The organism is Lactobacillus sp. ESL0681, from assembly GCF_029392835.1.
Taxonomy (GTDB): domain Bacteria; phylum Bacillota; class Bacilli; order Lactobacillales; family Lactobacillaceae; genus Lactobacillus.
In genome coordinates this window covers 199,906-214,064 of the sequence record NZ_CP113943.1, presented here as the reverse complement: position 1 = coordinate 214,064, position 14,159 = coordinate 199,906, and the positions used below count along the sequence as shown (strand labels likewise).

Here is a 14,159-nt window from a genome sequence, read left to right as displayed (position 1 = left end):
GTATAAAAACAAATTACATTTAATAAGTATTCTAATCAAAAAAGCAAAGGGTTTAAAGTCCTTTGCCAAATTATTTTTATTTTGCCTGATAATGATGCCCAGCTGCTGCCTTATTTAACCGGTTCATATAAGCTAAACTAGCTTGAGTGCCATTAAAACCTTGAACATATATTTGTTTAATCTGTTCTTGATCATCAAAATAACGCAAGCCGTCAAATAGACTATGATCTGCTGAAACAAGGCTGTCTCCTAAACTAAATTTATTCGCAGCTGGCAAGTTTAATTTCTCTAAAACAGTATCCAATGCTATTACCCCAGTTTGCTTATTAAGATTAAGGTCACTAAAATCTTGAACAGTATCAACCACGACCACAGGGGCACTAGGTGCATAATGGCGATACTTCATCCCCGGCGCTTTAGGGATGGCCTGGTCAGTCACCTTGCCAGTATTAATCAGTACCTCTTCGTCTAAAACAGAGCTTAATTGCTGCGGCGTTATTTCACCTGGACGTAAAACTACGGGATCTTTGACAGATAAATCAATAATGGTTGATTCAAGTCCTACCCGGGCAGGACCACCATCGATAATTCCAGCAATCCTGCCATTAAGATCATGATAGACGTGTTCGGCAGTAGTTGGACTCGGTTTAGTTGAAGTATTAGCGGATGGCCCAACGATTGGAGCACCAAGCTTAGCAATTAAGGAACGCGTTAACTCATCATCTGGACAACGAAACGCCACTGTCTCAAGTCCACCAGTGACTGCCTTAGGCAAGCTACCAGGTTTAACAAAGAGCAATAATGTTAGTGGTCCCGGCCAAAATTCTTTAATCAATTTGCGTGCTCGCTCAGGAATTTCTCTAGCATAATCAGCCATCATCATTTCATCTGCAACTGTCACAATTAACGGATTATCACTTGGTCGACCTTTAGCCGCATAAACGGATTTCACCGCTTGCTCATTAGTAGCTAAAGCTCCTAAGCCATAAACGGTCTCGGTTGGAAAAGCAACTAACTCACCCTTAGCTAGTAACGCCACTGCCTTATCAAGTTCTTCTTGTGAAAAAAACTTCGTTTCCATTATTTATTCCACCTTCCAGCCACCATCCGCGGCTTACCAGCTAGATCACTGTGAAATTCAATTGTAAAATCTGGTAACTTGCTAGCAAACAATTCTTGCAATTGCTGCTGTTCACTAAAACCAAATTCCAAGAAAAATTCACCATGGCTATTTAAATGTTCACGAACCTGCTGAGCAAATTTTTGATAGAATTCAAGACCATCTTTTCCGCCAAATAAAGCCTCTTTAGGTTCATTTTGCAAAACATTTTCATCCATTTGTGAAGTTTCACTTTCCTTGATATATGGCGGGTTTGAGATGATTTTATCAAATTTTTCTAAACCAATTAAAACATTCGCCTTACGAACAGTTACATCAAGATCATAAGTTAGAAAGTTTTCCTCACAGGTTCTTAGAGCGGAATCAGTGACATCAGATGCAAACAGGGTTAACTCGGAAAGTTCACGCTTTTGTGCCTCCTTAGCCAATACCACTGTAATACAACCTGAACCAGTTCCCAAATCCAGCACTTTATCACCAGTCTGCAATTTGGAAAGTGCTAGATTAACGAGTTCCTCAGTTTCAAACCGCGGAATTAAGACTCCACGCTGCACCATGATTTTATATCCGAAGAACCAAGCATAACCTAAAATGTATTGGGGAGAATTACCTTTAGCTAATTTTCGTAAATCTTTTTGTGCCTGCGCGATCTGGTCAGCAGTAAGTTGCATATCCTGCTTTAACTGAAATTCACTTGGAGTCAAATTTAAACGTTCTGCTAGTAGATAATCAACATCTTCTAATCGTGCTTCAGAGGCTGTTGCTCTAGCCCAAGTTCGCAAATCCTTTAAGGTTTTTATGCTAGACATTTTGATCTGCCAACTCCTCTAACTGCTTAGTTTGATTATAAAGAATTAAAGCATCGACAACTTCATCCAATTCACCATTCATAATTCGGTCTAACTTGTTAAGCGTTAAACCAATTCGGTGGTCAGTCACGCGATTTTGCGGATAATTATAAGTCCTAATCCGTTCAGATCTATCACCGGTACCAACTGCCGTTTTCCGCTTAGCATCATATTGATCACGATTTTGACTTTCATAGTAGTCATACACCCGTGATTTTAAAATTTGCATCGCCTTTTCACGGTTCTGCTGCTGACTACGCTGATCTTGCATTGCTACCACAATACCAGTTGGCAGGTGCGTCAGCCGTACAGCACTGGAGGTCTTGTTAATATGCTGACCACCCGCACCGCTTGAGCGATAAACATCTACCCGAATGTCTTTAGGATCTAAGTCAATATCAACTTGTTCATATTCGGGCATCACAGCTACAGTTGAAGTCGAAGTGTGAACACGACCTTGAGACTCAGTTACAGGAACCCGCTGCACCCGGTGAGCGCCATTTTCATATTTTAATTTGGAATAAACTTTATCTCCTGTAATCATTACGGCGACCCGCTTGTAGCCACCAACTTCCGTTGGCTCACTATCAATTACAGAAACATTCCAATTTTGTCGTTCTGCGTACTTTTCATACATTCTAAGCAAATCAGCTGCAAATAACGAAGCTTCATCACCACCTGCAGCTCCCCGAATCTCCATAATGATATCTTTGTCATCATTAGGGTCTTTGGGCAACATCAAAATCTTTATTTGATCTTCTAATTCAGCAATTTCTTTTTCTAAATCACTGTTTTCTTCTTTGGCCATTGCTACTAAGTCAGCATCATTTTCCTTAGCAATAAATTCTTTATTATCAGAAATTGCCGCTTGATCTGCTTGATATTTTTTAAATCTTTCGACTACTTCGCGCAATTCTGCGGCTTCTTTGGAAACCTTCATATACCGCTTAGTGTCATTAATTACCTCTGGATCAGCCATTAGCTCTTCTAGCTCTTCATAATGAGCTACTAAGCCTTCAAGCTGTGCCATAACTTTATCCATACTCGTTTATACCTCTCTTGTCCTCGGCTGTTCTGGGTGAAAATAATGAAAACGACAAACTGGATAATAGCTTTCATCGCCACCAATTTGTACCTGCTCTCCTTCATAAACCGGTTTTCCGTTATGAATTCGTAAATTCATTGTAGCCTTACGACCACAATAATGGCAAATCGTCTTGATTTCATTAATTTTATCTGCAAAAATTAATAAATTCTTGCTACCTTCAAATAAATTATTCTGAAAATCATTCTTCAAGCCAAAGGTCATTACCGGAATCTTAAGTTCATCGACAATTTTAGCGCATTCCAAAACATGATGTCGCTGTAAAAATTGAGCTTCATCAATTAAGACACACGCAATTGCACCATCACCTTTGGCAATATCTTCGTTACTTAACTGCTTAATATAATCAAATAAGTTCATCTGCTCAGTAATAGGAATAGCATCACGTCTGATTCCGACCCTTGAAGCAATTGTGCCAACACCACTACGATCATCTACATTACTAGTCATCAGGGCAATTTTTCGACCCTGAGCTTCATAATTATGTGCATCTTTGAGAATCTCAATTGTTTTGCCACTACTCATTGCGCCGTAGTGAAAAAATAATTGTGCCATAGTTTGCTCCTTTGTTTAAATTAAATTCACCTAACCTATCTAGTATAGATGAAAATTAAAATCTGTGCAGTTAAATCGTCGTTAAAAACTCGTTTTAAGTTATGCGCTATGCTATAGTTTATTATGATTTTAAAGTGAGGGATAAATATGAATTTAAAAGCAAACATTGCTAAAATCGCTGGCAAATCAAGTTACTGGTTCCTTCATAACGTACTTAAAGGTGGTACTAGTTTTCCAGGAAAGTTAGCAATGAAAATTGACCCAAACGTGTTAAATGCTCTAGCCAAGGACTATGAAATAATCATTGTTACAGGTACTAACGGTAAAACAATGACAACCGCCTTGATTGTAGCCGCGTTAAAACAGAAATATGGTGACGTTTTAACTAATTCGTCTGGTTCAAACATGCAGCAAGGAATTGTAACTGCCTTTTTAGCACACCAAAATAACAAAGCTAAACGTAAAATGGCCGTTTTAGAAGTTGACGAAGCAAACGTAAAAATGGTTACTGAGCTAGTTCATCCTAGTTATTATGTTTTAACTAATATCTTTCGTGATCAAATGGATCGTTACGGCGAAATTTATACCACATATGACAAAATCACTGCTGGAATTAGACTAGCTCCTCAGGCAACAATTATTGCTAACGGTGATGCCAGTATCTTTTCCTCAGTTGACCTGCCTAATCCAAAAGTTTTTTATGGTTTTAACTTAGACAAAAGTCAGCAATCTCAAGATTTTAAAGCTCCGGTTAACACCGATGGCGTTTTATGCCCGCAATGCAATCAAGTAATCCATTTCCACGAGCGTATCTATGCTAATCTAGGTAATTTTTTCTGTCCTAATTGTGGCTATCAACGACCAAAGTTAAAATACAGTGTTACACAAATTCTTAACCAGACACCTGATAAGTTAGAATTTTCAATGGGACAAAAAGATTATACGATAAATATTGGTGGTACCTATAATATTTATAATGCATTAGCTGCCTATGCAGTAGCACGGGAATTTGATTTAAGTGATGAAGAAATCGCCCAATCTTTTGCTGCTAATAAGCGAGTTTTTGGTCGTCAAGAATTAATTAATTATGCAGACAAAAAGATTAATCTAATTTTAGTTAAAAATCCTGTCGGTCTAGACGAAGTCCTGCATATGCTTAATACTGAATCAGAAGCATATTCACTAGTGACATTGCTCAACGCTAATCATGCTGACGGAATTGACACATCTTGGATCTGGGATGGTCAATTTGAAGACTTGCAGCAAGATCAAATAAAAAAAGTGATTGTTGGTGGTGAACGGTATCAAGATATGCATTTTAGACTTGAGGTCGCCGGTTTTGATCCTAATAATATGGTTACTACGGCAAACAACGACGAAGTAATGACAGAGGTTGCCAAAGTTCCGACCAAAAAAGTCTATATTCTATCAACTTATACAGCCTTGCTGTCATTACGCAAAACAATGGCAGAAAAGAAAATTATTAAGGGCGGAATGTAAAAGTATCTGGGGAAATTAACTCTTCAAACTTAAAAAGCTCAGTTTATTAGCTATAACTGGGCTTTTTGCTTGCGTTATTTTTTAACATTTAAGCAATCATAATTTAGTAATTGACTGCAAGAACTATAATTTAATATCTTGATATATTTGACTTTGAGTAGAAAAAAACACTCAGATAATTCTGAATGCTACATTCCAGGAATAATTCCTTTAATATCTTTTAGTGTTCGTTTAACTCGTTCCATCATTGAATTGCTAAATAAGTATTCAATCCCAGTTGGAGTAATTTGCAAGTTGTTATACTTAATACTTGTCCCGCCCAAAGCCTTTACTTGTGTATTGCCAGTAATGTAATCTTGTTCAGACATATTAAGCAAAACATAGTTCCAATATTGTTGATTATATTGACCACCAATTTCATCTAATTCTTCATTAGAAATAGCTTTACCTTGCTTTAGGTAATCATCTCCAGCCATAGCTTACCACTCTACCTTAGTCATCTTTGACCATGAGTCAGCCAATCGTTGACCGTCAATCTGATAGTTCAATACTTCATCAGTATTGTTAAACTTTTTAACATTATCATCACTTGCTAATTCTCTTTTTGGTGAAAAATCCGTCTCATCTTGATCTGGCTCTAATAACCAATGCTTATTATTCAAGATAAACTCAATCTCATAACCTGTATCAATTAGATCCTTAAATTGCTCTAAACTCTTAATATCATTCATTTTCAATGCATCATCTTCAGCCATTAAACCGCCTCAGCGCTTATTATATCTTAAATACCAATTTCATTTTCAATGCTAGTACTAATAAAAATAAGTTCTGGTTCATAATCTTCTTTTTGCCATTCTTTAAAATAAATCTCCTCGTTATGTATTAGATCCGTGATAATTCAAGTTAATAGTTAACATCTCTAACGCACTATTTTAGTACCTCAGCTAATAAACACCTGCTATAATAAAAAGAGAGCAGTGGTATTGCCCACACGCTCCCTTTGAATAACTATTTCATGAAATGATTGATTAACCACTCTGAAATAATGTTAGCTAATATTTCAATTACTAGCTCAATGATTAGTTTCAACAAGGCGTTATCGCCTCCCAGAGTTATCATTATTAAGAGTAGTCATCTCTTTAATAACCCCATCAATCATTTTATCAGATCAAATTAAGTTGACAATAATAATTATCGCTTATACAATATAATTGATTAGTTCAACGAGGCGTAAACCTCGAAAAGACCTAAAACCAGTCATTTTAGGCAGTCATTAAAATGATCCTCTGTTAGTAGAAATACTTTCAGGGGATTTTTTAATACAGTTGCGAATCGTTACGGTATTATTCGGTAAGGTTAACTTTAAGGGGGCGCAAATCGCGCCCCTGCAAAAAACTTAACACCCTAAAAGTAGTAATTCCGAGAAATCCGAACCCCTAAAAATGAAAAATCCGACAAATAAGTCCCCCCCTAAAAAGAGAAAATCTCTTTAAGACAATTCCAGAAGTTAAGATTTTTCTACCTTGTAAAATGCAAAAGATTGTATCGTAAATATCCGATGGCGGAATTAATTACTTTTAAATTGACACTTACAACCGAAAATTTTGCACCGATTTATACAATTTTGTACCTGTACAAACAAAAAAAGAAGCCCTTTTAAGCTCCTTAAGGTATCTAAGCTAATAGATAATTAAATCTCTGAACACTTGATATTATAGCATTTTTCGGGTCACTTTTTTACGTTTAGACCAATTTTAGAATATTTTGATTAATCTACCTTTGCCAAAATGTTGTAACCGAATGTTGTAACCTAAGTACGTAATTTAGTGTAATTTCAAAAAATCGCAAAAACAAAAATGTCTTAGTATCAACGCTTAAAGCTAGTTGAAACTAAGACAAATCATAATTATTGGGATATCCGGGCTCGAACCGAAACATGCAGGAACCAGAAACCTGTGCCTTACCATTTGGCTATATCCCATTGATAAAATCACCCGTACGAGAATTGAACTCGTAACTCCACCTTGAGAGGGTGGCGTCTTAACCATTTGACCAACGGGCAAAATCAACATAAATTATTATGCTTGTAAAAAGTGTTCTTGTCAAGAGAAAATTCGCTATAATAAATAATAAAAACAATTTTGCAAAGGAAAACCTATTATGAGTAATTATTCAGCTACACAAACCTTAATTGAATCAATGGTTTCAGAGCGAATTGTCCCTGGAGTAAATTATGCTTTTATTGAAAATGAACAAAGCTTTACTTCTACAATTGGCTTTGCCAGTATTTATCCAACCGTAACACAACTCAGTCCTTTTGCTAAATACGATCTTGCTAGTTTAACTAAAGTACTAGCAACTGAAAATATTTTATTAAAATTATACGATCAAGGCAAAATTAACTTTTCAGAGCCGCTACATGATTTTATTCCTGAATTTAGTGATAAGCGAGTACGTCTATATCACTTATTAACTCATACCAGTGGTATCGCCGGTTGGATTCCTAATCGCGATCAACTTACTCATGATGACTTACTCGATTCACTTATTCACTTACCCGTAACTAGTGAATTTGAGCATAAAATGCGTTATTCGGATACTAACTTTATCTTACTTGGAATGGTTATTACCAAAATCTACGGTCAATCAATCCAAGATGTCGCAATGAAAGAGATATTTGCACCAATGGGTTTGAAGCATACTACTTTTTCACCCATTAAAAAAGATTGTGTCCCAACTACTAGCAACGATCAAATATTGCAAGGAATTGCTCACGATCCTAAGGCACGTCAATTAGGAAAGGACTGTGGATCTGCCGGACTTTTTGCTAATCTTCCAGACCTAATCACTATCAGTAACGGCTACCTGGGAATTGACCGCAATATTCTGCCTTTTGGACAAAATACAGTCAGCCAGTTATTTGAAAATAAAAATCCAATTGGACTAAAAGCTCGATCTTGGGGCTGGGACTTACGCTTTGATCCGCAAGAACATTATCCACTCATTTTGCATACAGGCTACACTGGCACCTTAATGCTGCTCGATCGAGTTAAAAAAACAGGCTTGATAATCCTAACTAACCGTGTTCATCCAACTGGTCATAATCAGATCTTTTTAACTATTCGAGAAAAAATCATCCAAAGTTTTTTAAAAGAAAACGACCAATAAGGTTAAATCAATAAATTTTTGCAAATAAAAAAAGCTACTAAAACTAGTCAAAGAGACTTTAGTAGCTTTAAATTTAGCATTTTTTGTGACTTGGTAAAAAATGATAGACCAAATCCACAACAGCTTGTGAAAGCATCCCACCAGCCATCCAATACATTGCTGGCATCATTTTACCCGTAAAAGTAAAATAAGCGGTTATTCCGTAAATGATTACCCATAAAATTTTGAAAAATAAGTTATCACACATCATCGTAAAAAACTCCTTTTGATTTGCTAGTTCAATTATACTGTTTTTTTGCCTAAATGAAAGCGATTATGATGTTCTTTAACTTCGATTTGTCAATCACCAAAATCTGCGTCTTATTTATCCTGCATGGTTGTCAAATGTTTACAAGCGTAAGCTCCAGAAAAATAAATTTAGAATTTTCTAAGTAGCAATTCTAAATTTATAAAATCAACTTGCAATGTAATTTAATTATTTCATCTCAAACAAAAACAGAGCATCACTATTAAAGCTCTACTCCGTTTTAATTTAATTATTCCTGCTCAAAGCGCGCAGTTAAATTGTCATGTAATTCTTCATAACCAGGTTTATTCAATAAGCCAAACATATTGCGCTTATATTCTTCAACTCCTGGCTGGTTAAATGGATTAATGCCGTTAAGATATCCTGAAATCGCAATTGCCAGCTCAAAGAAGTAAATGAGATACCCCAAAGTATGTTCAGTTTGATCAGGAATGTTAACTGTCATTACGGGAACCCCGCCATCTGTATGCGCCAAAACCACACCTTCATATGCACGATCGTTAACGTAATTTAAACTCTTCCCTGACAAGAAATTCAACTGATCCAAATTATTTTCATCATCTGGAATTTCAACATCATTAGATGGATTTTCCACTCTAATTACTGTCTCAAATAAGTTACGCAGGCCTTCTTGAATATATTGCCCTAATGAATGCAAATCTGTAGTAAAGTTGGCACTTGCTGGCCAAATACCTTTATTATCCTTACCTTCAGACTCACCCATTAACTGTTTGCACCATTCAGCAAACATTCTCAAAGTTGGTTCATAATTTTCAACAATTTCAGTCGTGTAACCTTTACGATAAAGAATATTACGCAAAGCTGCATATTGATATGGCGTTGATTTACTTAAATCAGTATCACTATAATCACTACGTGCATCAGCAGCACCTTGCATTAATTGATCAATATCTGCACCAGAAGCTGCAATTGGCAATAAACCAACAGCAGACAACACACTATAACGCCCACCAATATCATCAGGTACAACAAATTCAGCATAGCCTTCTGCATCAGCTTCAGTCTTAAGTGCACCTTTAGCACGGTCAGTTGTAGCATAAATTCGCTTTTTAGCAGCTTCCCTACCATACTTTTTAATTAGCTTTTCTTTAAAAATTCTAAAAGCAACTGCAGGCTCAGTAGTAGTTCCTGATTTAGAAATAATATTAATACTGAAGTCTTTATCGCCTAGCCATGCCATTAAATCGTGCAGATATGAACCTGAAAGTGAATTACCACAAAAAACAATTGTCGGATAGTTTTCTTTAGCCTTACCATAAAAAGCACTATTTAAAAATTCAATTGCAGCTTGGGCGCCAAGATATGAGCCACCGATACCAATACAAATTAATACTTCTGAATCACTTTGAATCTGTTTAGCAGCTTGCTTGATCCTCGCAAATTCCTCTCGGTCATAATTAACTGGCAAGTCAACCCAACCTAAAAAATCGCTACCGGCTCCAGTTCCAGTTCTTAACTCTTTATCTGCTGCATCAACTAATGCTTGCATCTCACCAAGCTCATTTTCATGAATAAATGGTGTTAGTTTAGTATTGTCAAAATTAATTAAACTCATAAATTTGCTTCCTTACTGTATATAATATTTACTTCACAAGAACATTTTAGCAATCTTATTTTGTAAATTCCAGTGCTTTTTCCTAGTTTTAAAAAGTTTGCCTTAATTAGACCGAAAGCGATTAACTAACCAATAAAATAGATAACCGATTATTGCCCCACAACTATTAAAAAAAACATCATCAATATCACTAACACCAGTCTGTAATAAAAACTGCATCCCTTCGATAAAAACTGATAAAATAATTCCAGCTAGTATAACTCGCCAAAAAGATTGCTTATTTGAAAAAACAAACGGCGCCAAAAAACCAAATGGAATAAAGCATAAGATATTACCTAATGAATTGTAAAAAAAATCCAATTGACTACTGGCATAAAACAATTTCCATGTTTCCTTTAAAAAGGTTAAATTAATCTCATTCAACGGACGACTAAAATCAAACGATAATTGCCAAGGAAAATAAGTGTTGCGGAAAGTAGTTACCATTAGTAATAAAATTAGATAAAAACTAAATAGCCAGACCCCAGCTTCTGATTTGATTGTCCGGCGTCTTCTTACTGCCAATAGCCAAACCAATCGCAATAAAGCAAACAATAAAAAGTAAAATAGAGTCTTATCAATCGCTAGCATCGTCAATTTGACTAAGGCAAAATGGTTAAGTTTAGTAGCAAAATTTTGAGCAAGTAAATTATAAAGTGGTCCTAAAAAAATCATATCTCGATCAATTCCTAAAATAGAGTACAGCTCATTATACAAAACTTTGGTATGATAAATCTTAAAAAATGACTAACAATGTCGAAAAAAATGACTAAAGCTAACTAAACTATTAAAATTAAAACTATTAAGGAGAGTTCATTTTGCAAAAAAAGCGATTAATCAATTTTATTCAAACCAGAACTGGATTTTTCATCTTACTAGTTAGTTTATTTACTCTGAAATATATCTTTGCCGCTTATCATGACTTCAATTTAGGAATCAACGATCCTTACCAGCACTTCATTATGTGGCTTAGCCCAATTGGAACAGCCACTCTTTTGTTCAGTATCGGGTTTTACTTTCCTAAGCCCCTAGTATCATACGGCGTTATGCTGCTAATGGATTTTGCTAACACCGGTTTGCTCTTTGCTAATGTTCTATATTATCGGCAGTTTTCCGATTTTATTACTGTTAAAACTATCGCTAATGCTGGCAAGGTAGCACCAGGCCTAGGTAAAAGTGCCGTTGCCTTATTGCAACCAAGTGACCTTTTACTTTGGCTCGATCTAATTATCATTTTGATCTTATTGTGCAGTCATAAGCTCCAAGTAGATCAACATTCTTATGGGTTACTAACACCTTTTGCTGCAAGCACTGTTGGTGTCCTAATACTAGTTACTAATATTTTCTTAGCAGAAACCTCCAGACCGCGCCTATTGGGGACTACTTTTGATCGTTCTTATGTCGTAAAATACTTGGGAATCGATACCTATACTGTTTATGATGCTGTGAAAAATGAGCAAACTGAACAAACAAATCGCAATGCCAATGCGGCTGACTTGAATAAAGTTCTAGCGTTTACCAAGCAAAGCAAACTGCCAATTAATTCACAGTATTTTGGTAAGGAAAAGGGCAAAAACGTAATTGTTATCCACCTCGAGAGTTTTCAGCAATTTCTGATTAACTTAAAGATTAATGGCAAGCCTGTGACACCATTTCTTAACTCACTTTACAATAATCAGCATACAATTAGTTTTGCCAATTTCTATCATCAGGTTGGTGTCGGACGGACAAGTGATGCCGAAAATATGCTTGAAACTGGCACTTATGGTATTTCTGACGGCTCACTTTTCACTTCTCTTGGCAGTAGCAATGTTTTTCAAGCAGCTCCACAAATTTTACACGAAAATGGTAACTATACTTCTGCAGTGTTTCACGGTAATGCTAGTACTTTTTGGAATCGCGATGATGTCTACAAAAACATGGGCTATAATTATTTCTTTGATCAAAAATACTTCAGTAACGCCAAAAGCGATACTCTAGGTTATGGCATTAAGGATAAGCTGATGTTTGATGAAAGTATCAAATACCTTGAACGCATGCAACAACCCTTTTATAGTAAATTCATTACACTCACCAACCATACCCCATTTGATATGGACAAAGAGGACCTTGATCCAGCTTTTCAGACTACCGATACCAGTGATAAATCAATCAATAATTACTTTGAAACAGCTCATTATCTTGATCAAGCAGTCAAAGAGTTCTTCGATTACCTTACTAAATCTGGATTAATTAAAAACACTATGGTAATTATCTATGGCGATCATTACGGACTAAGTAATTCAGAAAATCAGACGCTAGCCCCCATTATTGGAGAAAGTGCTGATACCTGGAATAGTTATAATGATGTCCAAATGCAGCGCGTCCCCTTCATGATCCATGCACCTAACCTAAAAGGTCAAATAAAAAAAGAAGTAGCTGGAGAAATCGATGTCTTACCAACACTTCTTCATTTATTAGGGATTTCTAACCAAAATTACATCCAATTCGGCAGTGACTTATTTTCTAAACAATACCAACCTTGGCTTGTCTTCAGAAATGGAACTGTGGTCAGTCAAAAATATGTCATCATTGGCGGAAAAGGTAAAAAAGGTGATGTCTATGATCGTAAAACCGGCAAACAAATTATTAATTTTACCAAACAAGAAAAAACTGAAATTAATGCTTTAGCTAAAAAGGCTAAAAAGTCACTCAAATACTCTGATTTGTTAAATAATCATAACTTGTTGCGTTTCTATACTCCAGTTGGTTTTAAACCAGTAAATCCTGAACAATTTGATTATCTGACAAACTATCAGCAGATGGAAGATATCATTACTAAATTAAAGACGAATTCAACTGCCTTAATTAGTCGTCATCACGGCACCACTACTAAACTGTACAAAACTGATGCTCCCCAACTCAAAAATCGTTCAGATGATATTACCAAAATTCCAGCAGATGTGAAAAATAATCAGTTAAGTCAGCAAAAAAAGGCTAAAAATAAAGATAGTAAAAAATAATAAAAAGATTATAATTAATAGTAAAAATTATAGTATAGGATATTGAAGGAGAACTATAATGCTTAAAGCTATTATAATAATTTTATTAATTTGTGTGTTGCTATCTGGCTTTCGAGTTATTCCACAAAACAATGAGGGACTGATTGAAACGCTTGGCAAGTATTCTAGAACCGTTAAGGCTGGCTTTGTTTTCATCATTCCATTAGTCCAACATATTCGCCGTGTATCTTTGGCAATGTTTCCAGCAGAAATATCCAAATATTCAATTATCACTAAAGACAATGCAGAAATCACAACTAGTCTAACTTTAAATTACCTAGTTACTGATTCATATAAATACTTTTACAATAACACTGATTCTGTTAAATCGATGGTTGAATTAATTAGAGGTCACTTGCGTGATATTATTGGGCGGATGGATCTTAATGATGCCTTGGGCTCAACTAGCGAGATCAACGCCCAGTTGTCAGATGCAATTGGTGATTTGACTGACATTTATGGGATTCGTGTTGTTAGGGTCAATATTGATGAGCTCTTGCCAAGTACTGAAATTCAAAAGGCAATGGACAAACAACTAACTGCTGATCGTGAAAAGATTGCTGCGATTGAAAAAGCTGAAGGTGAAGCAAAAAACATTGAACTGACTACTAAAGCTAAAAATGAGGCGCTAGTTGCCACAGCTAAAGCTAATGCCGAAGCGGTCAAAACTAGAGCAGACGCAGAAGCTTACCGAATTGCTAAACTGCAAGCAAGTTTAGCCGATGCAAGCGATGGTTATTTTAAGAATCAAAGTTTAGATAGTTTCAATAACTTGGCCACAGGGCCAAATAATTTAATTGTTGTTGATAAAGACGATATTACCAATCTAGGCAAGATCCCAGCTACCGCAAAGGTATGGCAACAAACAGAAGATAAATAGAATTTAAAGAAGCACCACCA

13 protein-coding genes and 2 tRNA genes are annotated in these 14,159 nt (G+C 35.8%); 4 read left to right on the top strand and 11 right to left on the bottom strand.

Annotated features, from left to right (window positions below; translation table 11 throughout):
* Positions 1 to 76: 76 nt before the first annotated feature.
* Genes OZX59_RS01150 through OZX59_RS01135 form a run of 4 tightly spaced genes read right to left on the bottom strand, consistent with a single transcriptional unit; the run spans position 77 to position 3,628 of the window.
* On the bottom strand, positions 77 to 1,081 hold the full coding sequence (locus OZX59_RS01150; RefSeq protein WP_277126313.1) for an L-threonylcarbamoyladenylate synthase: 1,005 nt from the start codon (positions 1,079 to 1,081) through the stop codon (positions 77 to 79).
* The gene (prmC, locus tag OZX59_RS01145) at positions 1,081 to 1,929 is read right to left on the bottom strand and encodes a peptide chain release factor N(5)-glutamine methyltransferase (RefSeq protein ID WP_277126312.1); all 849 of its coding nucleotides are present in this window, start codon (positions 1,927 to 1,929) and stop codon (positions 1,081 to 1,083) included. Before prmC ends, OZX59_RS01150 begins: the two co-directional genes overlap by 1 nt.
* The gene (prfA, locus tag OZX59_RS01140; protein ID WP_277126311.1) at positions 1,922 to 3,010 is read right to left on the bottom strand and encodes a peptide chain release factor 1; all 1,089 of its coding nucleotides are present in this window, start codon (positions 3,008 to 3,010) and stop codon (positions 1,922 to 1,924) included. The genes prmC and prfA overlap by 8 nt, the downstream gene beginning before the upstream one ends.
* A gap of 6 nt (positions 3,011 to 3,016) precedes the next feature.
* Complete coding sequence (locus OZX59_RS01135) at positions 3,017 to 3,628, bottom strand: thymidine kinase (protein ID WP_277126310.1); 612 nt, start codon at positions 3,626 to 3,628, stop codon at positions 3,017 to 3,019.
* 147 nt (positions 3,629 to 3,775) lie between these two features.
* Between OZX59_RS01135 and OZX59_RS01130 the strand changes: the two genes are divergently transcribed.
* Complete coding sequence (locus tag OZX59_RS01130; protein WP_277126309.1) at positions 3,776 to 5,128, top strand: Mur ligase family protein; 1,353 nt, start codon at positions 3,776 to 3,778, stop codon at positions 5,126 to 5,128.
* 188 nt (positions 5,129 to 5,316) lie between these two features.
* Here OZX59_RS01130 and OZX59_RS01125 read toward each other — a convergent pair whose 3' ends face one another.
* The 4 genes from OZX59_RS01125 to OZX59_RS01110 all read right to left on the bottom strand — a co-directional run bounded on the left by OZX59_RS01125 (position 5,317) and on the right by OZX59_RS01110 (position 7,190).
* Positions 5,317 to 5,604 carry a YjcQ family protein gene (locus tag OZX59_RS01125; protein WP_277126308.1) on the bottom strand — a complete coding sequence of 96 codons (288 nt, stop codon included), beginning with the start codon at positions 5,602 to 5,604 and terminating at the stop codon, positions 5,317 to 5,319.
* A gap of 3 nt (positions 5,605 to 5,607) precedes the next feature.
* Positions 5,608 to 5,883: a hypothetical protein gene (locus tag OZX59_RS01120; RefSeq protein WP_277126307.1), complete on the bottom strand. Its 276-nt coding sequence runs from the start codon at positions 5,881 to 5,883 to the stop codon at positions 5,608 to 5,610.
* Between the two features lie 1,154 nt (positions 5,884 to 7,037).
* Positions 7,038 to 7,109: transfer RNA gene (locus tag OZX59_RS01115), tRNA-Gln, on the bottom strand.
* Between the two features lie 9 nt (positions 7,110 to 7,118).
* A tRNA-Glu gene (locus tag OZX59_RS01110) sits at positions 7,119 to 7,190 on the bottom strand.
* Between the two features lie 98 nt (positions 7,191 to 7,288).
* Here OZX59_RS01110 and OZX59_RS01105 point away from each other — a divergent pair.
* Complete coding sequence (locus tag OZX59_RS01105) at positions 7,289 to 8,296, top strand: serine hydrolase domain-containing protein (RefSeq protein ID WP_277126306.1); 1,008 nt, start codon at positions 7,289 to 7,291, stop codon at positions 8,294 to 8,296.
* Between the two features lie 73 nt (positions 8,297 to 8,369).
* Here OZX59_RS01105 and OZX59_RS01100 read toward each other — a convergent pair whose 3' ends face one another.
* The 3 genes from OZX59_RS01100 to OZX59_RS01090 form a co-directional block, all read right to left on the bottom strand.
* Positions 8,370 to 8,546, bottom strand: a complete 177-nt coding sequence (locus tag OZX59_RS01100; RefSeq protein ID WP_277126305.1) for a hypothetical protein — start codon at positions 8,544 to 8,546, stop codon at positions 8,370 to 8,372.
* A 286-nt stretch (positions 8,547 to 8,832) separates the two neighbouring features.
* Positions 8,833 to 10,179, bottom strand: a complete 1,347-nt coding sequence (locus OZX59_RS01095; RefSeq protein ID WP_277126304.1) for a glucose-6-phosphate isomerase — start codon at positions 10,177 to 10,179, stop codon at positions 8,833 to 8,835.
* 102 nt (positions 10,180 to 10,281) lie between these two features.
* Entirely contained in the window at positions 10,282 to 10,893 is a 612-nt protein-coding gene (locus OZX59_RS01090; RefSeq protein ID WP_277126303.1) for a VanZ family protein, read from the bottom strand.
* A 143-nt stretch (positions 10,894 to 11,036) separates the two neighbouring features.
* Here OZX59_RS01090 and OZX59_RS01085 point away from each other — a divergent pair, with 143 nt between their 5' ends.
* Together OZX59_RS01085 and OZX59_RS01080 are read left to right on the top strand one after the other, a co-directional pair.
* Positions 11,037 to 13,220, top strand: coding sequence for an LTA synthase family protein (locus tag OZX59_RS01085; RefSeq protein ID WP_277126302.1), 2,184 nt, complete (start codon positions 11,037 to 11,039; stop codon positions 13,218 to 13,220).
* 58 nt (positions 13,221 to 13,278) lie between these two features.
* Positions 13,279 to 14,139 (top strand): SPFH domain-containing protein, encoded by an 861-nt coding sequence (locus OZX59_RS01080; RefSeq protein ID WP_277126301.1) that lies wholly within the window; start codon positions 13,279 to 13,281, stop codon positions 14,137 to 14,139.
* The last annotated feature ends 20 nt before the right edge of the window (positions 14,140 to 14,159 follow it).